Here is a 24324-nt window from a genome sequence, read left to right as displayed (position 1 = left end):
ACAACCCGCTACGGGGGAGACTTACCCGAAATCTGATTTATTCAACAAAGCCACGTCTTAATCAGCGCCCGGCATTTTTGCGACATGGAAATAACGGCATGGTCTGAATTCCCCACAGCCCTATATTCAGCAAGGATATTTTATTTAATTACAAAACCCTGCATCTCGTCAGAGGGAATAATAATTAAGCCATATCCTGGACTGTCCGTTGTATCGCTTTGCTAGCCTGACGTTTCAGGCAAAGCTCACCCCGGAGGTATTCTTGCTGATTAAACTCAAAAAAGAACGAACGCATCAGGAGGATCGCCGGTTAGCCCTCTGGCTGGCGACATCCGCCGGCTTGCTCAACGCCATCGCCCTTGGGGCATTTGGCTTTTTCCCCTCTCACATGACCGGCAATACCTCACAATTATCCAGCGAAGTCTCTTCCACCGATCTGAACGATATTATTTTCTTTGGCTCCATTATTCTGGCGTTTGTCACGGGTGCCATTCTTGCGCGCATTATTGTTATCTGGGGCATTATCCATAATATCCGCCTGGTTTTTTGCCAGATCCTGTTTGTCGAAGGGTTATTACTGACCGGTATTTCGGTTTACGAGATGTATTTCCATGCCCTCACCAGCAACCGCACAATTATTATCTTTCTCTGTGGTCTGATGGGGATCCACAATTCCACCTCCACCCAGCTCTCCAGCGGCCGGGTGAGATCAACGCACATCACCGGCACGCTGACGGACGCGGGAATATCGCTGGCCTCGGTGGTGGTGGCGATGCTGCGCCGGGACTACTCCAAAGATACGGCGGCGCAGAAAAGCCAGCTTAAAACCCACTTAACCACCCTGTTCTCGTTTATTACGGGCGGTATCGCGGGATTACTCCTGTTCCGGTGGATTGGCTTTAATGCAATGCTGGCGCTGGGTGTTATACTGGCGCTGGTATCCGTTTGTTCCATGATTACCATCGCGGTACGCGTGCGCAAAGTTCGCGCAGCCCTCGGCCGATAGTCAAAACGCAGAGGGCAGAATGTCGCGACAGTTGTGACACCGTCACTTTCATGAAGTCGCTTTAGGACTATTCTGCCCTCTCACAGCCAGCCCTTACCTCATAAGGCTTTATCAAGGTTGTCACTAGTTTCATAGGGTTACTGATTTTCCCCCTTCGCTGGAACCCTTCCCAAACGCTTGCTATAGGTCAACTACCCCTGCCGAAACATGGCATAACAACAGGCAACCGCTGGTTGCGATAACGCATGCGCACAGGGAGACACACCGCAATGCATCCATTACTCAAACGCTCGCTGCTGTTTGTCGGCGCCATAATCGTGGTTCTGGCCCTCCTCACCTGGGGCATTGGGCTGGAGACGATCAAGGCGCGCCAGGTTGACCTGATCTACCTCGGGCAACAGCATTTAATCCTCGTATTTTCCTCGATGTTCTTCGCACTGCTGGTTGGCATTCCGGCGGGTATCCTGCTCAGCCGCCCGGCGGCGCGTGGGGTAGCCGAATACGTGATGCAAATCTTCAACGTCGGCAACACCCTGCCGCCGCTGGCCGTTCTGGCGCTGGCGATGGTGGTGATTGGCATTGGCGATACGCCAGCCATCATCGCCCTGTTTCTTGCCTCGCTGCTGCCGATTGTGCGCAATACCTACGCCGGGCTGTGCTCGGTGCCGTCGTCATTACTGGAAGCGGCAAACGGGATTGGGATGACCAAATGGCAGCGTCTGCGCCAGGTGGAGTTACCTAACTCCTGGCCGGTGATGCTCTCGGGCATCCGCATCGCCACCGCCATTAATGTGGGTACAGCTCCGCTGGCCTTCCTGATTGGCGCCAGCAGTTACGGCGAGCTGATTTTCCCCGGCATCTACCTGAACGACTTCCCGACGCTGATCCTGGGCGCGGCGGCCACCGCGCTGTTTGCCCTGATCCTCGACACCCTGCTGGCTGCGCTGGGTCGCGTGATGAGTCCCCATCTCGCTCGATAACAATAACAAGGAGCTTTCATGAGACTGATATCCAGCCTGACGGCGCTGTGTGCCGCGGCGCTCTTCACCAGCCAGGCGATAGCCGCCCCGCTGATTCTGGCGACCAAGAGCTTTACCGAGCAGCATATTCTCTCGGCCATGACCGTGCAGTATCTGCAAAAGAAAGGGTTCCAGGTGCAGCCGCAAACCAATATTGCGACCGTTATCTCCCGTAACGCGATGATCAACAAACAAATTGATATGACCTGGGAGTACACCGGTACGTCGTTGATCATCTTTAACCACATCAACAAGCGCATGTCGCCGCAGGAGTCTTACGAGACGGTTAAGCGTCTGGACGCGAAACACGGTCTGGTCTGGCTCAAACCCGCCGATATGAACAACACCTATGCCTTCGCCATGCAGCGTAAACGCGCCGAAGCGGAACATATCAACACCATGTCTGAGATGGTGGCGAAGATTGAGCAGGTGCGTAAAACCAACCCGGACAAGAACTGGCTGCTGGGACTGGATCTTGAGTTTGCCGGGCGCAGCGATGGGATGAAGCCGCTGCAGAAGGCCTACAACATGGCGCTGGACCGTCCGCAGATCCGCCAGATGGATCCCGGCCTGGTGTATAACGCGGTGCGCGACGGTTTTGTTGATGCCGGGCTGATCTACACCACCGACGGCCGCGTGAAAGGTTTCGACCTCAAAGTACTGGAAGATGATAAAGGCTTCTTCCCGAGCTATGCCGTCACCCCGGTGGTGCGTAAAGACACGCTGGAGGCGAACCCGGGGCTGGAAGAGGCGCTTAACACCCTCTCCGCCCAGCTCAACAACGACGTTATCACCGAGCTGAACAAGAAGGTGGATATCGATCATCAGTCACCGCAGCAGGTCGCCCGTGATTTCCTGCGTAGCAAAAAGCTGTTGTAGGAGGCGCTATGGAGACGATTCACTACATTCTGGATAACTGGGATTACCTCTTAACCCTGACGCTGCAGCATCTGTGGCTGGTGGCGCTGGCGGTTGGCCTGGCCATTATTATCGGCGTTCCGCTCGGCATTCTAATTGTCCGTCACAAATGGCTGGCGACACCGGTGCTGGGCATCGCGACCATCGTGCTGACCATTCCGTCCATCGCCCTGTTTGGCCTGATGATCCCGCTGTTTTCGCTGATCGGTCAGGGCATTGGCGCCCTGCCCGCCATTACCGCGGTGTTTCTCTACTCGCTGTTGCCGATTGTACGCAACACCCATACCGCGCTGGACAGCCTGCCGCCGGGTCTGCGTGAGGCCGGACGCGGCATCGGCATGACCTTCTGGCAGCGGCTGCGCTGGGTTGAAATTCCCATGGCGCTACCGGTGATTTTCGGCGGCATCCGCACCGCCGTGGTGATGAACATCGGCGTAATGGCGATTGCCGCCGTGATCGGCGCGGGCGGCCTGGGCCTGCTACTGCTTAACGGCATCGGCGGGAGCGATATCCGCATGTTGATTGCAGGGGCGCTGATGATTTGTCTTTTAGCGATTGTGCTCGACTGGCTGTTGCACCGTCTGCAGGTGGTACTGACTCCGAAGGGGATTCGATAATGATAAAACTGGAAAACCTCACCAAACATTTTTCACAGAAGCATGGCCAGACCTTTAAGGCCGTGGACAACGTCAACCTGAACGTGCCCGAAGGGGAAATGTGCGTCCTGCTCGGCCCGTCCGGCTGCGGGAAAACCACCACCCTGAAGATGATCAACCGCCTGATTACGCCGAGCAGCGGCACGATCCTGATTAACGGTGAAGACACCAGCGGGATGGATACGGTGACGCTGCGCCGCAACATCGGCTACGTGATTCAGCAAATTGGCCTGTTCCCGAACATGACCATCGAAGAGAACATTACCGTGGTGCCGCGCATGCTGGGCTGGGATAAAGCCCGGTGTAAAACCCGTGCCGAAGAGCTGATGGATATGGTGGCGCTGGATCCGCGTAAGTTTCTTCACCGCTATCCGCGCGAGATGTCCGGCGGCCAGCAGCAACGTATCGGCGTGATCCGCGCGCTGGCGGCAGATCCGCCGGTACTGCTGATGGATGAGCCCTTCGGCGCGGTGGACCCCATCAACCGTGAAGTGATCCAGAACCAGTTTCTGGAGATGCAGCGCAAGCTGAAGAAAACGGTGATGCTGGTCAGCCACGATATCGATGAAGCCCTGAAGCTGGGCGATCGTATCGCCGTTTTCCGTCAGGGGAAGATTGTCCAGTGCGCCAGCCCGGACGAGCTGCTGGCGAAGCCGGCGAACGAGTTTGTCGGCTCGTTTGTGGGTCAGGACCGCACTCTGAAGCGCCTGCTGCTGGTGTCGGCAGGCGACGTCACCGACCAGCAGCCTACTATCACTGTACGCGGCTCTACCCCGCTTCCAGAGGCCTTTGCCACCATGGATGATCACGATATCCGCGCCATCACCGTGGTGGACGAGCACGGTAAACCGCTGGGGTTTGTGAAACGCCGGGAAGCGCGCAACGCCAGCGGCACCTGTGCCGATATCCTGCATCCGTTCCGCATGACCGGCAAAGCGGAAGATAACCTGCGCGTGGTGCTCTCCCGCCTGTATGAAAGCAACACCAGCTGGATGCCGATTGTGGATGAAGAGGGTCGCTATAACGGTGAAATTTCGCAGGACTATATCGCGGAGTACCTCAGCTCAGGGCGTACGCGCCGGGCGCTGAATATCCACAGTGAGAGCTGAGAATTATATTTTAATACAGACCAGAAAAGCCCCTTTCGGGGCTTATGCTAAGCTTTACCAGCGAATGTCAGAAGTGAGAATAAAAGCGACTTCTTTAACTATCTCGTTAAGATCGTAATCTATCTGCATTGTGGTGGGTGTGTGAACATCTTCAACGGTAAATTTTTCAACCCAACCGAAAGAGCGATTCATTATCATTCTTGGGGCAATCGTGCCTTCGGGCTCACCAAACACTTGATGAATCCATGCACGAGACATGTTTTGCTGCAACGGTGAAGGGAGTACATTTGGGAAAACCCATCCTTTTACGTCATCGCGCTGAATAGACAACGTAATTTCTTTAAGTATTCTCCCTTCTCGATTAAAGGCTAAATAAACACCTTCGTTCACCATTGGTAAAAGTAACACGGGGTCGCCTGCTGCCCCTATAGGATCACTTTTGTAGGTGATTAACCCATTATCAACTAACTCTTTATAGCTTTTGCCCAGATTATGGATAAGTGCTTCTACATTTACTGTCATTTGTATAATCCTTGCTGGCTGTTCAGAGCATGCATTTTGGTTCTGGCAGTTTCTATTTGTTCTTCAGTGGCACCCTGCTTTTTTAACGATGGCTTAATGGTATCCAGATTACGATCCGCTGCTGCCCGTAAGTTCTGCGAGTCCAGATCAATCTGTGCCAGAGTATTACGTCCGCCATAAGTTTCACTGATTTTCTGATGCACATCTTTAGGGACAACGATAGCCGCCACCTGTAATGAAAACGCCTGAATTTCCGTTTCTTTTAAATATGGATACTCCCTACGGAGATAGGCCTTAACAGCCGCAGCCGACGGCATGTGATCCGCCTCATACATCCCCTGCCGTGAACGGCGCTTAAAGTCACTGTATAGCTCAACCTCCAGAAACTCCACCGGTGGTTTGCTCAGGTAGATATAAATCGGCGGCAGGTCAGGGAACGGCAGGATCAGAATGTAATCCGCGAAACTCTTTTCTTCCGGTGCCGGGCTGGTGGTCGCCGTTATGCCGGTGTTAACGGGCAGCGGGTCAACAACGACCGGGTTCGGCAGCACTGGCCGCGCCTGGTTGCCGGTATTCCACGGCTTTTTATCGTCTGTCCGGTCAGGCGTCCACACGATGGTGATGCGCGGTTCTTCTTCCGTAGTGAAGGTATACGCCTGCCCCCTGCTGTCGTACTCCATTTTTCTGACGCGCACACTGTCCCGGCCAGGCGGCGTGTGCCAGCCATGCGGCACCGGGTTCCCCCTGCTGTCGTTCTCCCACGTATAGCGAACACGGCTTGGGGCTTCACGCATCTGCGCGAGGCGCATACGGTCGATAAAATCCTGTTCGCCGTCGTTCAGCCTGCCGGGCATCATTCCCACCAGCAGCCCGGCCACAGGAGCACCCGCTCCCGCGGTGGCTATCTCACCCAGCCCAACGGCACCACGCACCGCCCATGTGCCGTAAGTCAGCGTCCTGCCGCTTATGATTTCCAGCAAGCTTGCACCTGCGGTAGCCGTCTGCGCGCGCGTAGCTGCAGTTGCGGCGGCAACGGCGGCCTGATAGTCCATTTCCTCCTGGTTGCCGTTCCACCAGCGATAAAAGGCGCTGCGCTTTTTCGGTCTGGGGATATCCTCTGGCTTTTTCTTTCTGGCGGTCTGCGCGTGCTGCGGGGTGTCTGAATCGGTTGCCGGGTCGCTGGCCGGCATGGCCAGGAAAAATGCCATATCGGCAAAATTAGTATGGGGTTCGCGCTCGTCACCGGCATCATTGCAGCCATCCCCCCGCAGGCAGGATTTTGCAAATACCCGGTTGCGCTCCCTTTCTTCCTCTCTGCGGTTTTCTTCAGCCTGCTTTTCTGCTGCCAGCCTGGCGGCGTGTTCTTCCCTGGCAACATCAACCGGGTCTCGTCCACAGCCCAGCCACTGACCTGCCGGGGCAATCACCCGGTTCGTACCCGGTGGGCAATCACAGTGTACATTTGAACCGTGAACGGCGACGGGTACGCCGTGAAATGTCACCCGTTCCTCACCTGATACAATCACGCCCTTCCTGCCACATTTAGGACAGGGAGTGGTTTTATCACCTACCCTGAGAATTCTGCGTCCAAATTCGGTGCTGTCCGTAATAGACGCAATACACCTGGCACCGGTAGTCGTTTTATCATTCTCAAGCGCCTGTCCCCGGCCAAAATTATCGGTACGGTAACCCATGCGTTACGCTCCGGTAATTAGTAAATTGATTACTCATAAAGAATTCCCTTTTCCTTTTCGTTAATAAAAAAGGAATTTTACTATGAATATGAGTTAACCAGATTTATTCCGCACTTTTGGTTAATATTTAACAACCAAATAAATCACCACTAAAAATAAATAACTTAAATATTTAGAACACCCCTATAAACACTCATTTGCATACTGGTTGAGTTCCTATCACAATAGAATACCGACCCCGTTTACTCGCGACCCATGCAACGTCTTCATACTTACCCCGATATCCGCGCGATGTTTCGCCGGCTTCTGATTGCCACCGTCACGGGCGTACTGGCTGCGCTGGCCGTTGCCGTGTTTCGCCACAGCATGTATCTGCTGGAGTGGCTGTTTCTCAGTAACGACAGCGGCAGCCTGGTGAACGCCGCGGCGGCGTTGTCCCCCTGGCGTCGCATGCTCACGCCTGCTCTTGGCGGCCTGGCAGCCGGATTGTTGCTGTGGGGATGGCAGCGGCTGACGGCGCAACGCCCGCATGCGCCAACGGATTATATGGAAGCGCTGGAAACGGGTGACGGGCAGTTCGATTACGGTGCCAGCCTGGTCAAATCCCTGGCGTCACTGCTGGTGGTTTCCAGCGGAAGCGCCATCGGGCGTGAAGGGGCGATGATCCTGCTCGCTGCCCTCGCCGCCTCCTTGTTTGCGCAGCGCTTTACGCCGAAGTCCGAATGGAAATTATGGATAGCCTGCGGGGCGGCGGCGGGAATGGCCAGCGCCTACCACGCGCCGCTAGCCGGAAGCCTGTTTATTGCGGAAATCCTGTTCGGCACGCTGATGCTCGCCTCGCTCGGCCCGGTAGTCATTGCGGCCGTCGTCGCGCTGCTGACGACGCGTCTGTTAAGCCCCGGCGCCACCACGCTGTATGAGGTGCATCTCAGCGAAACGCTCACTGCGGGCGATTACGGGTTGATTGTCATCATCGGTCTGCTGGCGGGCGTCTGCGGCCCGCTGCTGATGTGGCTGATGACGGTTAGCCACGCCCTGTTTCTGCGTCTCAAACTCTCACCCCCCTGGCAGTTGGCGCTCGGGGGGCTGATCGTCGGGATGTTGTCGCTTCTTACGCCCAAAGTGTGGGGTAACGGCTATAGCGTGGTGCAGGCCTTTCTGCTCTCACCGCCGCTGCTGTCCGTTATTGCGGGCGTGTTTATCTGTAAGCTGCTGGCGGTCCTGGCAAGCAGCGGTTCGGGCGCACCGGGCGGGGTCTTCACGCCGACGCTGTTTGTCGGGCTGGCAACAGGAATGCTGTTTGCGCAGCTTTTTGCGCTGTGGTTACCGGGTTCTGAAACGGCGATTTTGCTGGGACTGGCGGGGATGGCGACGTTGCTCGCTGCCACGACGCATGCGCCTATTATGTCGGCGCTGATGGTGTGTGAAATGACCGGGCAGTATTTTCTGCTACCCGGCCTGCTGATTGCCTGCGTTGTTGCGTCCGTACTCTCGCGAACGTTACGCCACGACTCGATCTACGGCCAGCACACTGCCGAGAGCAGAGAGATCGATGTACTGCGCTAGTTCGCGCTGCTCGGCGCGCGGCAAATAAGGCAGTTCGCCCACCAGAGGGCCGGGCAGTTTTTTGCTCAGCACGTCGATGATTTCTGCATAGTGCGCAAGGCCTGGGTTGATGCGGTTTGCCACCCAGCCCACTAACGGCAGGCCGTCATTGGCGATAGCCTGCGCCGTAAGCAGCGCATGGTTGATACACCCTTCCTGGATGCCCACCACCATCACCACCGGCAGTTGCTCCTGCACCACCCACTCGGAAAGCGGACGCAAATCGTTCATCAGGCTGCGCCAGCCGCCCGTGCCTTCAACCACAACGTGATCAACCTTCTCGCTCAGGTTCGCCAGCCCATCCGACAGCAGGGTGTAATTGATCAGCCCGCTGTGCGCCACGCTGCTCTCCTCTTCGCTCAGGGCAATAGGATTGACCGCGTCATAAGGCAGCTCCAGGGATGAGACGCTTTGTAAAACCAGGGCATCTTTATTACGCAGCCCCTCTGGCGTCTCTTTACTGCCTTTTGCGACCGGTTTGTACCCTGCAACACGTTTACCGCTTGCTGCCAGCGCCTGTAGCAACGCGCGCGATACAACAGTCTTGCCGACAGAGGTATCTGTACCAGTAACAAAGAAACGCTTAAGCATGACTCATTCCACCTCTTGGGTATGCTTCGAAAATATAAACCAGGTAAATAATTCAGTGGGGGAAGTCTACGGGAAGCGTGCGCTATCCGGCTTGAGATAGCGCAATTTTTAGTAAGTCTGTGGAAAAGAGTTAGCCCTGCAGCAGGCGGATCAGTAAGGAGCCGTTATACATTGCATCTTTCACCAGCGCGGCGCCGGCCATGGTGCCCTGGTTCGAAAATTGCGTGCTTTCGACCACAATGTTTTTGCTGTAAGCGGGCAGCGCCTGCTGACTAATGCAGGCCGAGATCGCCGGGAAGAGGATATCCGCCGCCTGGCTGAGCGGGGAGCCGATCAGGATTTTTTGCGGGTTAAACAGATTCACCATAATGGCGAGAATGCGCCCGACGTTATTCCCTACGCCAGTAATGATGTCCTTAGCCAGCAGATCGCCCTGCCGCGCCGCTGTGCACAAGGAATCTACCGTCAGGGGTTGCCCGTGCAACGAGGAGCTCATGGACTGGCTGAGCCTCACCTGCGCCAGCTCAAGCACGCTTTCCACGCTGGCAATGGTCTCCAGGCAGCCGTGGTTGCCGCAGTAGCAGCGTTTCCCGTAGGGATCGACCTGCGTGTGGCCGATCTCCACCAGGCTACTGCTGCCCGCATGCAACAGGCGTCCGTCGGTGATGACGCCCGCCCCGACGTTATGGTCGATCACCACCTGAATGACATCCCGCGCCCCGCGTGACGCGCCAAACAGCGCCTCCGCCATAGTCCAGGCGCTGATGTCATGCTGAATGTAGACCGGTACGCCGGTATGGTTTTTCAGGACCTCACCCAGCGGCATCTCTTTGACGTCTTCATAAAACGGCATGCGGTGCACAATGCCGTTCTCGGTATCAATAATGCCCGGCATGGTGATGGCAATCGCCGTTAAGCGTTCAAGCTTCTGCTGATGACGAATAAAGAAATGATCGATATGCGTGACAATCGCCTCAAGAAGCGGTTGATCAGCGTTAAGCGGCAGCTCCAGCCGGTCTTCCACCACCAGCTTGCTGCTGAGATCGCGCAGCGCAAGAAAGATCTCACCCCGGCTGATGCGCAGCGACAGGTAATGCCACGCTTCCGTCTCCACCACCAGCCCGACCGCCGGACGGCCCCGGCTCCCCGGCTCCTGAATCTCCGTCTCCTGAACCAGGTGGGCTTCCAGCATTTCGCGAACAATCTTGGTAATACTGGCGGGAGCCAGTTGGGCCAGGCGCGACAAATCGATACGCGAAACCGGACCAAGCTGATCAATCAGGCGATATACCGCGCCAGCGTTGGTCTGCTTAATCTGATCAATATGCCCTGGCTGACTATCAGCAACCACCTCGTACTCCCTTATTTTCGAGCTTCGAAATAAACTTTGGGCTATGGTGAAGCACTTGCATGGCCGTCGTCAAATATTTACTTAGCCATGTGATTTACTGCACATTTTTGCCCATTTTTCCCTATAAATATCGCCCGGCAGAGGCGGTGATAAGCTGCTTTTTAAAACGCTGTGCCGCATTGCTCTGTTCATGATGTCTGGACCACACCAGCCACATCTCCGATACCGCATCGTCTTCGGCAAGCGGAACCCAGCACATTTCACGCAATTGTACCCGTTTAAAGGAGGCCGGGAGAATAGAAACCCCCAGCCCGGCGGCGACCAGGCCTATTATCGTCATCGCCTCTCCTACCTCCTGGGTAATGACCGGGGCGAGATCGTAGCGGCGCATCAGGCCCAGAATATCGTCATACAGACCGGTTCCCACCTGCGGGTCGAAAAAGACAAACGGCTCTTTCGCCAGCTCAGCCAGCGTGACGGCAGGCTTCGACGCCAGGGGGTGATCGCGCGGGATCATCGCCATCAGCGGCTCGCGCAGGATCACCTGCCACGCCAGCGAATCCGGCAGTTGAGTGTTGCGCATCAGCCCTAAATCCAGCGCCCCTTCATTCAGCGGAGCTATTTGTTCCCGGGTATTAATTTCGCGCGTCTGAATATGCACGTCCGGGAAGTCACGGCGAAACGACGACAGGGTTTGCGAGACGGCGCTGATAAACGGGGCAGACGAGGTAAACCCGATGCGCAATTCACCGGCTTCCCCCAGATAGAGCCGCTCTGCGCGGGCGGCGGCGTCGTCAACCATGCTCAGAATTTGTCTGCTGTCGGCCAGAAACTGCCTGCCTGCCGCCGTCAGGCTCACGCTACGGTTGGTGCGGGCGAGAAGACGGGCGCCAATCTGCTGCTCCAGGATCTGAATTTGCTGGCTGAGCGGCGGCTGCGAGATGTTCAGGCGCGCGGCGGCGCGGCCAAAATGGAGTTCTTCTGCCACCGCGACAAAGTAGCGTAAATGACGCAGTTCGATATTCATATTTTATAAGTATCATTTGAGATTATTAATATATTAGACAGAATATTTACATTTTCCTACCCTGAAGAGGTGGTCATACCCGTCACCAGAAACCACGGGGATGTTTAAGCAAGGAACATGTGTGAGTCGTACATCTACCGTTGATATCGAACCGGCACGCGATATCGATGATTTACCCGCAGTCTCTCAGCCGGCGCAGTTTATTAAACGTGGTACCTCCCAATTTATGCGCGTCACGCTGGCGCTGTTCTCAGCCGGTCTGGCAACCTTTGCCCTGCTCTACTGCGTTCAGCCTATCCTTCCCGTGCTGTCACATGAGTTTGGCGTCTCACCGGCCAGCAGCAGTATTTCTCTCTCTATTTCAACCGGGATGCTGGCTGTCGGCCTGCTTTTTACCGGCCCTCTCTCTGATGCCATTGGGCGTAAACAGGTGATGGTGACCGCGCTGATGCTGGCGTCGGTTTGTACGTTGCTCTCCACCATGATGACCAGCTGGCATGGGATCCTGATGATGCGCGCGCTCATCGGGTTATCCCTGAGCGGCGTGGCAGCGGTCGGGATGACTTATCTCAGTGAAGAGATCCACCCGAGCTTTGTCGCGTTCTCCATGGGGCTGTACATCAGCGGGAACTCCATTGGCGGTATGAGCGGACGCCTGCTGAGCGGCGTGTTTACAGACTTCTTTAACTGGCGCATTGCGCTGGCGGTGATTGGCTGCTTTGCACTGGCCTCTGCGCTGATGTTCTGGAAAATTCTGCCGGAATCACGCCACTTCCGCCCCACCTCCCTGCGTCCGAAAACGCTGTTTATCAACTTCCGCCTGCACTGGCGGGATAAAGGGCTGCCGCGGCTGTTCCTGACCGGCTTCCTGCTGATGGGATCGTTCGTCACGCTGTTTAACTATATTGGCTATCGTCTGATGCTTTCGCCGTGGCATCTGAGCCAGGCGGTAGTCGGCCTGCTCTCCGTGGCGTATCTGACCGGGACCTGGAGCTCGCCAAAAGCCGGAGCGATGACCGCCCGCTATGGCCGTGGGCCGGTGATGCTGGTCTCAACCGCCGTGATGTTGCTGGGCCTGTTGCTGACGCTCTTCTCGTCCCTGTGGCTGATTTTCACCGGAATGCTGCTCTTTTCTGCCGGTTTCTTCGCCGCGCATTCCGTTGCCAGCAGCTGGATTGGCCCGCGCGCCCGTCGTGCCAAAGGCCAGGCATCCTCTTTGTATCTGTTTAGCTATTATCTTGGCTCCAGCTTCGCCGGGACGCTGGGCGGTGTGTTCTGGCACAACTACGGCTGGAACGGCGTGGGCGGGTTTATCGCGCTGATGCTCTGCGGGGCACTGCTGGTAGGGGCCAGTCTTCATAAACGTCTGAGATAATCCGCCTGCGGGCTGATATCCGGTAAGACGAGCGATCCAGATAAACGGCACCAGCGTACTGGTGCCGTTTTTACATTCAGGAATCCCAGGCCTGCTCTATCTTAGCGGCTTCAAACTGCGGAGGCGGTTTTCGGAAACGGCGCGTCAGCCATGTCAGATAAAGGACCCCCAGTGCCGCCCAGATGAGGCCAAGCGTCAGGGACGTCGCTTCGAGGTTTATCCACAGCACGCCGACCGTTACGGCACCAATGAGTGGCAGCAGGAGATAGTGGAACCGATCTTTCCACGTTTTGTTCAGCCCCTTACGCCGCCAGAAATGGTTGTACACCGAGAGATTAACAAACGTAAACGCCACCAGCGCGCCAAAGTTGATCAGCGCCGTCGCGGTCACGAGGTCAAAGTACAGGGCCGACAGCGCCACTATCCCTACCATAATGACGTTCAGGGCCGGAGTACGCCATTTCGGATGCACGTAGCCAAACACCCGCTCCTGAAAGACGTTGTCACGCCCCATCACATACAATAAGCGTGAGACGCTGGCGTGTGAAGCCAGGCCTGAAGCGAGCGTATTCACAAACGTGGTACACAGAAACACCGACTGGAAGAGCTTGCCACCCACGTACAGCGCAATTTCCGGCAGCGCGGCGTCCGGGTTCTTGAAGCGCGCAATCGTCGGGAAGAAGAGTTGCATGAAAAACGAGGCAACAATGAATATCAGCCCGCCATACAGTGCGGTCAGGAAAATGGCTTTGGGAATAACCCGCGCCGCGTTTGGCGTCTCTTCCGACAGCGTGGTGACCGCGTCAAACCCGAGGAAAGAGAAGCAGACGATAGTCGCGCCGGTAATAATCGGGATCAGATGTGCGTTCTCGCTGATAAACGGCTGCAGCGACCAGACGGTGCCAACGCCCTCCCCCTTGTGCAGGCCATGCACCACGAGTATGACAAACACCACCATGATGGCGATCTGCACCAGCACAAACAGGGTGTTAAAGTTGGCGACCAAATTAACACTCTTCAGGTTCGCCAGCGTCAGGATCGTCACAAACCCTACCACCCACACCCACGGTGGGACTTCCGGGAACAATGCGGAAAGGTAGATCTTCGCCAGCAGCACGTTGATCATCGGCAGGAAGAGATAGTCCAGCAGCGATGACCAGCCGACCATAAAACCCAGATGGGGTCCGATCGATTTCTGCGTGTAGGTGTACGCAGAGCCCGCTTCCGGGAACTGTCGTACCAGTTTGCCATAGCTGATGGCGGTAAACATGACGCCCGCCAGCGCCAGGAGATACGAGGCGGGCACGTGGCCATTGCTGATACCGGACACAATGCCGAAGGTATCAAACACGGTCATGGGGGTGAGGTAAGCCAGCCCCATCATCACCACCTGCCAGAGCTTGAGGGAACTGCGCAGCCGGGTTCTTCCGGCCATGCCCGGCGAATCAAGAGATGTGTTAGTCGCCATAGACCATCCCCCCCATGCTTACCGTGGTTTGCAATCGCGTTGACCTTAACGCAAACCTGCTTAGCAAAGGGGGAAGTTGTAAAGAACATACGCGATCGTACCAGCGCAGCGTCTCTCGCTCGCACTCACAGCAGGCGCCTGACTGGCCCCCTTCGCCCTGCGAATAGTTGAACATCTGCATCATTTCCTACCTCGTCACACAGTGTCGTTAAGAAAGTCCCTGTGCCGCCTGCGCTCCATAACGCGACTCCCGGGAGATAGCTGGCGTGCCAGCGAACAGTTCGGCCAGGCTCCGCGCAGGCCGTTTGGTGATACGTATGCAATGAAACAAAGCGGCCCCTGACCGGGGCACGTCATCAGGCGTTTTTCAGCATCCACTCGATTTCAGTTTCGGTAATCAGGCGTTCGAACTGCAGTAATTCATCATTTTTGCAGGCGTGATAGACGTGGCAGAACCGTTCGCCCAGCCGCTCGCGAAGGTGATCGTTTTGCATAAACTCCCACAGCGCATCGCTCTGACGAATCGGGAACGGCAGTCCGTCCTGCTCCAGACCATTGCCTTCAACTTCTTCCTGCAGGGGTAAATCGTTATCCAGCCCGTGTAAAATGCCGGCAAAAATCGCCGCCATCACCAGATACGGATTCGCGTCTGCTCCCGCCACCCGGTATTCGACCCGATGGTTATGGCGATCGCCGCAGGGGATACGCAGGGCAACCGTGCGATTATTGTGTCCCCATGACGCCTGTGTCGGCACGTACATTCCCGGCTGGAAACGGCGGTAGGAGTTGACGTTCGGTGCCAGCAGTGCCATGGACGCTGGCATCAGATCGATCATCCCGGCCAGCGCGCGTTTCAGCATCGTGGAATCCTCACCGCTGGCGTCTGCGAACACGTTTTCGCCTCTGTTGTTTTGCATGCTGATGTGGATATGCATCCCGCTGCCCGCATGTTCTTCATACGGCTTTGCCATAAACGTGGCGTGCATCTTGTGTTTTTCCGCCATCTGCCTGACGAGACGTTTTAACGCCAGCGCATCATCGCAGGCATCCAGCACGTTTTCCGTATGGTGCAGGTTAATCTCAAACTGGCCCGGGGAGGCTTCAGCCACTGCCCCGTCGGCGGGGATCAACTGCAGCTGCGCCAGTTCGTCAATGTCATTCAGCACGTCAGCAAAGTGGTTGAGATTATCAACCGAGTAGACCTGACTCTGCGTGTTACGCACGTCGGTGCCCGGCGCGCAGGGTGGCTGCAGATAGCCGTCGGCATCGCGTTTACGGTCAAGTAAATAGAACTCCAGCTCTACCGCTACCACGGGGAACAGACCGCGCTGGCGCAACTGCTGCCAGAGTCGGTTGAGTACGTTCCGCGGCTCAACGTCAAAGGGAGCGCCATCTTCATCGACCATGGTGAGCTGCACCTGACCAATGTATTCCGGGTCGGCGGCGGAGGGTGTCAGGGTGCCCGGCACCGGCACACAGATACAGTCCGGCTCGCCCAGCTCCTGCCCCAGCCCTGCCTCTTCCACAACGTTACCCAGAATGTCCATGGCGAAAACCGATGCCGGGAAATAGCAGCCTTTTTCAAGTTTGCTCAGTCCGGCAACCGGGATACGTTTGCCGCGAAAACAGCCGTTCAGATCGGTCAGGAGGACATCAATAAACTGGGTGTCAGGATACTTTTCTAAATAGCGCTTCACTTCCTGCGTAAAGGCGCTGCCCCGCCTCTCATCCGTGTGCTGCACAAAGTTCTCAACTTCTACGATATTGGTTTCCATGATTTACCACCGTTTTTGGGATTTGCGTTCGCTGCTCTGGACTGTCAAATATAATGTCCAAACTATCGAATCTGTATGCAAACAAATTGTTTGTCAAATGTTAAATTAAGTTTGCAAAAGGCAGATCCTGTTGCTAGATTGAGAAAATATTGAACGAAAAGGCCGTTTCACAGGCGAGAATGGCCTAAATTTAGTCCACTTTGTGAGGGCGATCATGGAAAATATAATGAACAAGCCAGTTATTGGCGTGGTGATGTGCAGAAACAGGCTTAAGGGTCATGAGACCCAGATCCTGCAAGAAAAGTACCTGAATGCCATTATTAACGCGGGGGGCTTACCTGTTGCCTTACCGCATGCGCTGGCAGAGCCAGAGCTTATTACCGCTCTGCTGCCAACCCTGGACGGAATTTACCTGCCGGGCAGCCCAAGTAACGTGCAGCCGCACCTTTATGGTGAAAACGGCGATGAGCCTGACGCCGATCCCGGGCGAGATCTTCTGAGTATGGCGCTGATTGCTGCCGCGCTCGAAAGGCGCATCCCCATTTTCGCCATCTGCCGGGGGCTGCAGGAAATGGTTGTTGCCACGGGAGGGACGCTGTATCGCCGCCTGTTCGAGCAGAACGACCTGCTTGAGCACCGGGAAGATCCTGAACTGCCGGTTGAGCTACAATACGCCCCTTCTCATGAAGTTCAGGTTCAGGAGGGAGGGCTGCTGTCTCAATTAATACCAGGCTGTAACACATTTTGGGTAAACTCGTTACACGGGCAAGGTGCACGAACGTTAGGACCACGGCTCCGCGTGGAGGCCCGCTCGACGGACGGGCTCGTCGAAGCGGTCAGCGTTCATGACCACCCTTTTGCCCTCGGTGTGCAATGGCACCCCGAATGGAACAGCAGCGAGTACGCCCTGTCACGCATGTTGTTTGAAGGTTTTATCACCGCCTGTCAAAGCCACATTGCCGAGAAGCAACGGCTTTGACCACTACCGTAAAGGAAATGCAACTATGAGCGATGACGGACTGGCGCCAGGGAAACGTCTGTCTGAGATCCGCCAGCAATTGGGTCTCTCGCAGCGGCGTGCCGCCGAACTGTCTGGGTTAACACACAGTGCCATCAGCACCATTGAGCAGGACAAAGTCAGTCCTGCCATCAGTACGCTGCAAAAGCTGCTGAAAGTTTATGGGCTGTCGCTCTCGGAATTCTTTTCGGAACCGGAAAAACCTGATGAACCGCAGGTGGTTATTAATCAGGAAGACCTTATCGAAATAGGCAGTCAGGGGGTTTCGATGAAGCTGGTTCATAACGGAAATCCGAACCGTACGCTGGCGATGATTTTTGAAACTTACCAGCCAGGAACCACGACCGGAGAGAGGATCAAACACCAGGGTGAGGAGATCGGTACGATACTGGAAGGTGAAATAGTGCTGACCATTAATGGCCAGCCTTATCACCTGGTTGCGGGGCAAAGCTATGCCATTAATACCGGCATACCGCACAGCTTCAGCAACACCTCGGCAGGCATCTGCCGCATTATCAGTGCCCACACCCCCACCACGTTCTAATTACCACTCAGTCCCGGCGTAAGTGCGCTTACGCCGGGACAAATAAAAACGATCAATGTCGGCATTCAACGGGTTAATTCCCGGGATGCCCCACGGCTTCGTATTGCCTGAAACGGCCATGACCTTATTTATCTGATTGCGAAAGAAAGGAGTGAATATGCATTTTCAGCACCTGACTTACTGGCAGGATAAAGCAAAAAACAGCGCCATTGAGACCCGGTTATTTATTAACGGTGCCTATTGTGACGCCGCCGATAATGCCACGTTTGAAACCGTCAATCCCGCGACACAACAGACGCTGGCGAACGTGGCCCGGGGCAAACAGGCGGACGTGGACCGTGCAGTTCAGGCGGCGCGTGAGGTATTTGAGCGCGGTGACTGGTCGCAGGCGTATCCGGCGCAGCGCAAGGCCGTGCTCAATAAGCTCGCCGATTTAATGGAACGCCACGGCGAAGAGCTGGCCTTACTGGAAACACTGGACACCGGTAAACCCATCCGCCACAGCCTGCGCGACGATATTCCCGGCGCGGCTCGTGCCATTCGCTGGTACGCCGAAGCGGCGGATAAAGTCTACGGCGAAGTGGCGCCTACGGGGCCGGGCGAACTGGCGATGATCGTGCGCGAGCCGATCGGGGTGGTTGCGGCCATCGTTCCCTGGAACTTCCCGCTGCTGCTGGCCTGCTGGAAGCTGGGCCCGGCACTGATCGCGGGCAACAGCGTGGTATTGAAACCGTCGGAGAAATCACCACTCACCGCCCTGCGGCTGGCCGGGCTGGCGAAAGAGGCGGGCCTGCCGGACGGCGTGCTGAATGTGATAAGCGGTTACGGCCACGAAGCGGGCCAGGCGCTGGCACTGCATCCAGAAGTCGAGGTGCTGACCTTTACCGGCTCTACCCGTACCGGCAAGCAGCTGTTGAAGGACGCGGGAGAAAGCAACATGAAGCGCGTCTGGCTGGAGGCGGGCGGCAAGAGCGCCAACATTATCTTTGCCGACTGTCCGGACCTCGACAAAGCCGTGAGCGCGACCGCCGCCGGGATTTTTTATAACCAGGGGCAAGTCTGTATCGCCGGTACCCGCCTGCTACTCGAAGACAGCATCGCCGATGACTTTCTGGCAAAGCTGAAAGCGCAGGCCCGTCACTGGCAGCCGGGCGATCCGCTCGACCCTGACAGCACGATGGGCATGCTCATCGACGCTGCACATGCCGATACCGTCCACACGTTTATTCGCGAGGGAACCCGAAAAGGTACGCTGCTGCTGGACGGGCGAGAACAAGCATGGCCTTGTGCAGTCGGTCCCACCATTTTTGTCGACATCGATCCTGCCTCCCCGCTGTGCCGGGAAGAGATTTTCGGGCCGGTGCTGGTCGTCACCCGTTTTAAAACCGAAGAAGAAGCCTTAACGCTGGCCAACGACAGTGAATATGGGCTTGGCGCGGCGGTATGGACCCGCGATCTTTCCCGCGCGCACCGCATGAGCCGCCGCCTGAAAGCAGGCTCGGTCTTCGTCAATAACTATAACGACGGCGATATGACCGTACCCTTTGGTGGCTATAAGCAGAGCGGCAACGGTCGCGATAAGTCCCTGCACGCGCTGGAAAAATTTACCGAACTGAAAACCATCTGGATTGCCCTGGAGTCTCAATCATGACCGAACATACCACCAGCTACTACGCGGCCAGCGCGAACGCTTACGAACCTTTCCCGACGCTTAACGAGTCGATCAGCTGTGACGTGTGCGTGGTGGGCGGCGGCTATACCGGCCTCTCCTCCGCGCTGCATCTCGCCGAAATGGGCTACGACGTGGTGCTCCTTGAAGGGGCGCGCATCGGCTTCGGCGCCAGCGGACGCAACGGCGGCCAGCTGGTTAACTCTTACAGCCGCGATATCGACGTGATTGAGAAAAACTACGGACCCGATGCCGCCAGAGTCCTCGGGAGCATGATGTTTGAAGGCGGGGAGATCATCCGGGAGCGTATCCAGCGCTATCAGATCCAGTGCGACTATCGTCCCGGCGGGCTGTTTGTGGCGCTAAACCATAAGCAACTTGAGACGCTGGAGGAGCAAAAAGCCAACTGGGAACGCTACGGGAATACGCAGCTGGAGTTGCTGGACGCCAGTGCCATCCGCCGGGAAGTCGACAGCGAACGCTATACCGGCGCGCTGCTGGACCGCAGCGGGGGGCATATTCATCCACTGAACCTGGCGATCGGCGAAGCGGACGCGATTCGCCTGAACGGCGGGCGGGTGTATGAACAGTCCCCGGTGACCGCCATTCAGCACACCAGCCCGGCGGTGGTAAGCACGCAGCATGGCCAGGTGACGGCCCGCTACGTGATCGTCGCCGGGAATGCCTACCTGGGCGATAAGATAGAACCGGAACTGGCAAAACGCAGCATGCCCTGCGGCACTCAGGTTGTGACCACCGCCCCGCTGCCGGAAGCGGTCGTCCGCACGCTGATCCCCAATAACTACTGCGTGGAAGATTGTAACTACCTGCTGGATTACTACCGTCTTACCGCCGACAACCGCCTGCTGTACGGCGGTGGCGTCGTCTATGGCGCGCGCGATCCGGACGATGTCGAGCGTCTGGTGATGCCAAAGCTGCTGAAAACCTTCCCACAGCAGGCCGGTGTCAAAATCGACTACCGCTGGACGGGCAACTTCCTGCTGACCCTGTCGCGCATGCCGCAGTTTGGTCGTCTGGATAAAAACATCTATTACATGCAGGGCTACAGCGGCCACGGCGTGACCTGCACCCACCTGGCCGGACGGCTGATTTCGGAACTGTTGCGCGGTGACGCTGAGCGCTTTGATGCGTTTGCCAACCTTCCGCACTACCCCTTCCCGGGCGGTCGCAGCCTGCGGATTCCATTCACGGCGATGGGCGCGGCGTATTACAGCCTGCGCGATCGTCTTGGCGTATGAGCGTTTCGACAAAAGGGTATCTGACATGAGTAACCAGGAATTTCATCAGCGTAGACTTTCTGCCACCCCGCGCGGCGTAGGCGTAATGTGTGATTTCTTTGCCCGCACGGCGGAGAATGCCACGCTTACCGACGTGGAAGGCAACGACTATATTGATTTCGCCGCCGGGATCGCGGTACTGAATACCGGCCATCGGCATCCTGAACTGGTGGCTGCAGTGGAAAAACAGCTTCACCAGTTCACCCACACGGCCTACCAGATTGTGCCGTATGAAAGCTACGTTTCATTAGCCGAAAAACTTAACGAGCTGGCTCCGGTGCAGAGCCCGGCCAAAACGGCATTCTTCACAACGGGCGCGGAAGCAGTGGAAAATGCCATTAAAATCGCCCGGGCCCACACCGGCAGACCGGGCGTGATTGCCTTCGGAGGAGGCTTTCACGGCCGAACCTATATGACCATGGCATTAACCGGCAAGGTCGCGCCTTATAAGCTGGGATTTGGCCCCTTCCCGGGGTCGGTTTATCACGTGCCCTATCCCTCGGAGCTGCACGGCATCACGACGCAGGATGCCATCACGGCGATAGAACGTCTGTTCAAAGCAGACATTGAGGCGAAACAGGTAGCGGCGATTATTTTTGAACCCATTCAGGGTGAAGGCGGATTCAACGTCGCCCCGCCAGATCTGGTGGCCACCATCCGCCGTATCTGTGATGAACACGGGATCGTGATGATTGCCGACGAAGTGCAGAGCGGCTTCGCCCGTACGGGGAAACTGTTTGCCATGGAACACTACGCCGACAAGCCCGACCTGATTACGATGGCGAAAAGCCTGGCAGGCGGAATGCCGCTGTCCGGCGTGGTGGGCCGCGCCGAAATCATGGACGCGCCGGCGCCCGGCGGTCTGGGGGGGACCTATGCAGGCAACCCGCTGGCGGTGGCCGCCGCGCACGCGGTGCTGAATATTATCGACAACGAGTCACTGTGCGCCCGCGCCCGGCATCTGGGCGATCGACTGAAAGCCACCCTGGAAGAGATTCAGGGCACCTTCCCTGCGCTCGTGGCGATAAGGGGAAGAGGATCGATGATTGCGGCGGAGTTTTTTGATCCCGAGAGCCGTGCACCTTCGGCCGCCATCGCGCAGGCGATCCAGCAAAAAGCTCTCGCCCAGGGCCTGCTGTTATTGATCTGCGGCCAGTACGGCAACGTGATCCGCTTCCTTTATCCGCTGACCATTCCGGATGCCCAGTTCACCCAGGCGCTGGCGATCTTGCAACAGGTCATGCGTGATAAGGCCTAATTACCTACCGAAAACCGTCTCCCGGCATTCCGGAGACGGTTTCAACGGAGGAGATCGGCTTAGATTTCCTCCGTGTGGGAAATGCTGGGGAATTTGGTCTGTTTCATTGTATGCTCCCTGAAACACATCCCTGGCAAGAGGAAATAAAAATTGCAAAAAACATCCGCCTATCAGTCACTTGTGAAAACCTTCCAGCGTCTCTCCCGCTTCTCGCACCTCTCCTCCATCGCCAGTTGGGACATGTTCACCATGATGCCGCCCGGCGGCAGCGCCGCGCGCGGTGAAGCGCTGGCCGAGATGAGCGTCCTGCAACATCAGATCCTGACCGACAAAAAAGTGGGTGAATGGCTGGCTGCAGCGGCAGGTGAAGATTTGAATGACGTCGAACAGGCCAACCTGCGTGAAATGACGCGTCAATATCAGCAGGCCTCGCTGCTGCCGGAATCGCTGGTGGAAGCCAAATCGCTGGCGGGCAGCAAATGTGAGCACGCCTGGCGTACCCAGCGTCCGGCCAATGACTGGCAAGGCTTTTCCGCCAATCTGAAAGAGGTGGTTAAACTCAGCCGTGAAGAGGCGCGTCTGCGCGCGGAGGCAAAAGGTTGCTCACCTTACGACGCATTGCTGGATATTTTTGAACCAGACATGACCAGCGCCCGTCTGGACGTGCTCTTTGCCGACATGAAGTCGTGGCTGCCGGATCTGCTGGCAAACGTGGTCGACAAGCAGTCCAGGCAGACCTTCGTTCCGCCTCAGGGCCCCTTCCCGACGGCAACGCAGCGTGAGCTGGGGCTGGAAGCCATGAAGATGCTCGGCTTCGATTTCAATGGCGGTCGTCTGGACGTGAGCGCGCACCCGTTCTGCGGCGGCGTGCCGGAAGATGTGCGCATTACCACGCGGTATGACGAAGATGAACTCCTCAGCGCCCTGTTTGGCGTGATCCACGAAACCGGACACGCGCGCTACGAACAGAACCTGCCGCGCGCGTGGGCCGGTCAGCCCGTTGCCCTGGCGCGTTCAACGGCAATCCACGAATCCCAGAGTCTGTTCTTTGAGATGCAGCTTGGCCGCAGCGAGGCGTTCCTGAAACATCTCCTCCCTGCCGTTCATGCCCGTTTTGGCAGCCAGGCGGCGTTTAGCGAAGAGAACTTTATCGCCTGGAACCAGCGCGTGAAGCCGGGCTATATCCGCGTCGATGCCGACGAAGTGAGCTACCCGGCACACGTGGTGCTGCGCTATGAGATTGAGCGGGCGCTGATCAATGGCGATATCGAGGTGGAGGACATCCCGGCCCTGTGGGATGAGAAAATGCAGGCGTGGCTCGGGTTATCCACCAAAGACAACTACCGCAACGGCTGTATGCAGGATATCCACTGGACCGACGGCGGATTCGGTTACTTCCCGTCTTATACGCTGGGGGCAATGTACGCCGCGCAGCTGTTCCATGCCGCGAAAACGGCGCTGCCAGGTCTGCAGGCCTCTATCGCTGAAGGGGATCTGTCGGCCCTGTTTGACTGGCTGCGCCAGAACGTCTGGCAACATGGCAGCCGGTTTACCACATCACAGCTGATCACCCAGGCGACGGGTGAAGATCTAAATATCCGCTATTTCCGTGAACACCTGACCTCGCGTTACCTGTAATGACCCACGCCGGGGAAAACCCCCGGCGTTGTACAAACGGTTACACGCCGATACCAATCACTCACGGAAACCCCGAATTTACAGGGATATAGTTATTTCAACGGCCCCGCAGTGGGGTTAAATGAAAAACCAAATTCGAGGGTATGAACATGAATAAAGTATTAGCTCTGGTTGTTGCCGCTGCTATGGGTCTGTCTTCTGCTGCGTTCGCTGCTGAGACTACTGCAACTGCTCCAGCTGCCGCTGCACCTGCTGCAACCACCGCTGCACCGGCAAAAACGGTACACCACAAGAAACATCACAAAGCTGCTAAACCTGCTGCTGAGCAAAAAGCGCAGGCGGCTAAAAAGCACCACAAAAAAGCCGTAAAACAAGACGCCGCTAAACCTGCTGTTGAGCAGAAAGCACAGGCCGCCAAAAAGCACCACAAAAAAGCGACTAAACCCGCTGTAGAGCAGAAAGCTCAGGCCGCTAAAAAGCATCACAAAAAAGCAGTAAAACACGAAGCTGCTAAACCAGCTGCTCAGCCAGCTGCGTAAGAGTACAAGCTAAACCGTGCCCTTCGGGGCACGTTGGTAAACCGGCGCTGAACATTTCAATACAGCGCCGTTTTTTTATCCGGAGGGCGTATGCTGCGACGCTATCGGTTTGAGTTGATCCTTATCCTGCTTATTTTATGCGCGCTCATCGCAAGCCAGTTTTATCTTTCCTGATCGTAGCACGCTGATTTTACTCCCACTTTAGCGCTGTCCCGTCTATAGTATTTTCATAGGGTTCACTTTT

At 56.5% G+C, this 24324-nt stretch carries 21 protein-coding genes; 14 read left to right on the top strand and 7 right to left on the bottom strand.

Annotation, left to right across the window (positions count from 1 at the left end; genetic code table 11):
- Window positions 1-262 precede the first annotated feature (262 nt).
- The 5 genes from HX884_RS09175 to osmV all read left to right on the top strand — a co-directional run bounded on the left by HX884_RS09175 (window position 263) and on the right by osmV (window position 4708).
- The gene (locus tag HX884_RS09175; RefSeq protein WP_014831711.1) at window positions 263-1006 is read left to right on the top strand and encodes a YoaK family protein; all 744 of its coding nucleotides are present in this window, start codon (window positions 263-265) and stop codon (window positions 1004-1006) included.
- Between the two features lie 269 nt (window positions 1007-1275).
- A complete protein-coding gene (osmY, locus tag HX884_RS09170) occupies window positions 1276-1986 on the top strand; it encodes an osmoprotectant ABC transporter permease OsmY (RefSeq protein ID WP_178328020.1) in 711 nt (236 codons plus the stop codon).
- An 18-nt stretch (window positions 1987-2004) separates the two neighbouring features.
- Entirely contained in the window at window positions 2005-2904 is a 900-nt protein-coding gene (osmX, locus tag HX884_RS09165) for an osmoprotectant ABC transporter substrate-binding protein OsmX (RefSeq protein ID WP_013096822.1), read from the top strand.
- 8 nt (window positions 2905-2912) lie between these two features.
- The gene (osmW, locus tag HX884_RS09160) at window positions 2913-3560 is read left to right on the top strand and encodes an osmoprotectant ABC transporter permease OsmW (protein ID WP_006808875.1); all 648 of its coding nucleotides are present in this window, start codon (window positions 2913-2915) and stop codon (window positions 3558-3560) included.
- Window positions 3560-4708 (top strand): osmoprotectant ABC transporter ATP-binding protein OsmV, encoded by a 1149-nt coding sequence (gene osmV, locus HX884_RS09155; RefSeq protein WP_038980454.1) that lies wholly within the window; start codon window positions 3560-3562, stop codon window positions 4706-4708. The genes osmW and osmV overlap by 1 nt, the downstream gene beginning before the upstream one ends.
- 54 nt (window positions 4709-4762) lie before the next feature.
- On the opposite strand, the gene HX884_RS09150 is transcribed toward osmV, so the two are convergent.
- Window positions 4763-5230, bottom strand: a complete 468-nt coding sequence (locus HX884_RS09150; protein WP_178328019.1) for a DUF6392 family protein — start codon at window positions 5228-5230, stop codon at window positions 4763-4765.
- Window positions 5227-6924, bottom strand: a complete 1698-nt coding sequence (locus tag HX884_RS09145; RefSeq protein ID WP_100168511.1) for an S-type pyocin domain-containing protein — start codon at window positions 6922-6924, stop codon at window positions 5227-5229. The genes HX884_RS09150 and HX884_RS09145 overlap by 4 nt, the downstream gene beginning before the upstream one ends.
- A gap of 255 nt (window positions 6925-7179) precedes the next feature.
- On the opposite strand from HX884_RS09145, the gene clcB reads away from it, so the two are divergent.
- Window positions 7180-8490 carry a voltage-gated ClC-type chloride channel ClcB gene (gene clcB / locus HX884_RS09140; protein ID WP_013096825.1) on the top strand — a complete coding sequence of 437 codons (1311 nt, stop codon included), beginning with the start codon at window positions 7180-7182 and terminating at the stop codon, window positions 8488-8490.
- Here the strand turns inward: clcB and bioD are convergent.
- The 3 genes from bioD to HX884_RS09125 all read right to left on the bottom strand — a co-directional run bounded on the left by bioD (window position 8425) and on the right by HX884_RS09125 (window position 11498).
- A complete protein-coding gene (gene bioD, locus HX884_RS09135; protein ID WP_013096826.1) occupies window positions 8425-9120 on the bottom strand; it encodes a dethiobiotin synthase in 696 nt (231 codons plus the stop codon). The two genes, clcB and bioD, sit on opposite strands and share 66 nt — an antisense overlap.
- Before the next feature lie 130 nt (window positions 9121-9250).
- Complete coding sequence (gene mlc, locus HX884_RS09130; RefSeq protein ID WP_038419279.1) at window positions 9251-10471, bottom strand: sugar metabolism global transcriptional regulator Mlc; 1221 nt, start codon at window positions 10469-10471, stop codon at window positions 9251-9253.
- 121 nt (window positions 10472-10592) lie between these two features.
- Entirely contained in the window at window positions 10593-11498 is a 906-nt protein-coding gene (locus tag HX884_RS09125) for a LysR family transcriptional regulator (protein WP_023620317.1), read from the bottom strand.
- 121 nt (window positions 11499-11619) lie between these two features.
- Here HX884_RS09125 and HX884_RS09120 point away from each other — a divergent pair, with 121 nt between their 5' ends.
- The gene (locus HX884_RS09120; RefSeq protein WP_038980446.1) at window positions 11620-12873 is read left to right on the top strand and encodes an MFS transporter; all 1254 of its coding nucleotides are present in this window, start codon (window positions 11620-11622) and stop codon (window positions 12871-12873) included.
- 76 nt (window positions 12874-12949) lie between these two features.
- On the opposite strand, the gene HX884_RS09115 is transcribed toward HX884_RS09120, so the two are convergent.
- Entirely contained in the window at window positions 12950-14341 is a 1392-nt protein-coding gene (locus HX884_RS09115; protein WP_178328018.1) for an APC family permease, read from the bottom strand.
- A 356-nt stretch (window positions 14342-14697) separates the two neighbouring features.
- Window positions 14698-16116 carry a glutamine synthetase family protein gene (locus HX884_RS09110; protein ID WP_178328017.1) on the bottom strand — a complete coding sequence of 473 codons (1419 nt, stop codon included), beginning with the start codon at window positions 16114-16116 and terminating at the stop codon, window positions 14698-14700.
- Between the two features lie 214 nt (window positions 16117-16330).
- On the opposite strand from HX884_RS09110, the gene puuD reads away from it, so the two are divergent.
- From puuD to asr, 7 genes are all read left to right on the top strand, one after another.
- On the top strand, window positions 16331-17095 hold the full coding sequence (gene puuD, locus HX884_RS09105; protein ID WP_178328016.1) for a gamma-glutamyl-gamma-aminobutyrate hydrolase: 765 nt from the start codon (window positions 16331-16333) through the stop codon (window positions 17093-17095).
- A 25-nt stretch (window positions 17096-17120) separates the two neighbouring features.
- Window positions 17121-17678 (top strand): HTH-type transcriptional regulator PuuR, encoded by a 558-nt coding sequence (gene puuR / locus HX884_RS09100; RefSeq protein ID WP_013096835.1) that lies wholly within the window; start codon window positions 17121-17123, stop codon window positions 17676-17678.
- A 157-nt stretch (window positions 17679-17835) separates the two neighbouring features.
- Complete coding sequence (gene puuC, locus HX884_RS09095; RefSeq protein WP_178328015.1) at window positions 17836-19329, top strand: aldehyde dehydrogenase PuuC; 1494 nt, start codon at window positions 17836-17838, stop codon at window positions 19327-19329.
- On the top strand, window positions 19326-20606 hold the full coding sequence (locus HX884_RS09090; protein ID WP_178328014.1) for an FAD-binding oxidoreductase: 1281 nt from the start codon (window positions 19326-19328) through the stop codon (window positions 20604-20606). Before puuC ends, HX884_RS09090 begins: the two co-directional genes overlap by 4 nt.
- Before the next feature lie 25 nt (window positions 20607-20631).
- Window positions 20632-21903, top strand: a complete 1272-nt coding sequence (puuE, locus tag HX884_RS09085; RefSeq protein ID WP_178328013.1) for a 4-aminobutyrate transaminase — start codon at window positions 20632-20634, stop codon at window positions 21901-21903.
- A 150-nt stretch (window positions 21904-22053) separates the two neighbouring features.
- Entirely contained in the window at window positions 22054-23541 is a 1488-nt protein-coding gene (locus HX884_RS09080) for a carboxypeptidase M32 (RefSeq protein ID WP_045902911.1), read from the top strand.
- A gap of 149 nt (window positions 23542-23690) precedes the next feature.
- Window positions 23691-24080, top strand: coding sequence for an acid resistance repetitive basic protein Asr (asr, locus tag HX884_RS09075; RefSeq protein WP_013096840.1), 390 nt, complete (start codon window positions 23691-23693; stop codon window positions 24078-24080).
- The last annotated feature ends 244 nt before the right edge of the window (window positions 24081-24324 follow it).

It is taken from the genome of Enterobacter sp. SECR19-1250 (assembly GCF_013391025.1).
Lineage (GTDB): Bacteria > Pseudomonadota > Gammaproteobacteria > Enterobacterales > Enterobacteriaceae > Enterobacter > Enterobacter cloacae.
This window is presented reverse-complemented; position numbering and strand designations above follow the sequence as displayed.

Bases quoted from the DNA above. Each gene is read 5' to 3' on its own strand.
- osmY (WP_178328020.1), top strand. From the start codon at position 1,276: ATGCATCCATTACTCAAACGCTCGCTGCTGTTTGTCGGCGCCATAATC.
- osmX (WP_013096822.1), top strand. From the start codon at position 2,005: ATGAGACTGATATCCAGCCTGACGGCGCTGTGTGCCGCGGCGCTCTTC.
- osmW (WP_006808875.1), top strand. From the start codon at position 2,913: ATGGAGACGATTCACTACATTCTGGATAACTGGGATTACCTCTTAACC.
- osmV (WP_038980454.1), top strand. From the start codon at position 3,560: ATGATAAAACTGGAAAACCTCACCAAACATTTTTCACAGAAGCATGGC.
- HX884_RS09150 (WP_178328019.1), bottom strand. From the start codon at position 5,230: ATGACAGTAAATGTAGAAGCACTTATCCATAATCTGGGCAAAAGCTAT.
- HX884_RS09145 (WP_100168511.1), bottom strand. From the start codon at position 6,924: ATGGGTTACCGTACCGATAATTTTGGCCGGGGACAGGCGCTTGAGAAT.
- clcB (WP_013096825.1), top strand. From the start codon at position 7,180: ATGCAACGTCTTCATACTTACCCCGATATCCGCGCGATGTTTCGCCGG.
- bioD (WP_013096826.1), bottom strand. From the start codon at position 9,120: ATGCTTAAGCGTTTCTTTGTTACTGGTACAGATACCTCTGTCGGCAAG.
- HX884_RS09125 (WP_023620317.1), bottom strand. From the start codon at position 11,498: ATGAATATCGAACTGCGTCATTTACGCTACTTTGTCGCGGTGGCAGAA.
- HX884_RS09115 (WP_178328018.1), bottom strand. From the start codon at position 14,341: ATGGCGACTAACACATCTCTTGATTCGCCGGGCATGGCCGGAAGAACC.
- HX884_RS09110 (WP_178328017.1), bottom strand. From the start codon at position 16,116: ATGGAAACCAATATCGTAGAAGTTGAGAACTTTGTGCAGCACACGGAT.
- puuD (WP_178328016.1), top strand. From the start codon at position 16,331: ATGGAAAATATAATGAACAAGCCAGTTATTGGCGTGGTGATGTGCAGA.
- puuR (WP_013096835.1), top strand. From the start codon at position 17,121: ATGAGCGATGACGGACTGGCGCCAGGGAAACGTCTGTCTGAGATCCGC.
- puuC (WP_178328015.1), top strand. From the start codon at position 17,836: ATGCATTTTCAGCACCTGACTTACTGGCAGGATAAAGCAAAAAACAGC.
- HX884_RS09090 (WP_178328014.1), top strand. From the start codon at position 19,326: ATGACCGAACATACCACCAGCTACTACGCGGCCAGCGCGAACGCTTAC.
- puuE (WP_178328013.1), top strand. From the start codon at position 20,632: ATGAGTAACCAGGAATTTCATCAGCGTAGACTTTCTGCCACCCCGCGC.
- asr (WP_013096840.1), top strand. From the start codon at position 23,691: ATGAATAAAGTATTAGCTCTGGTTGTTGCCGCTGCTATGGGTCTGTCT.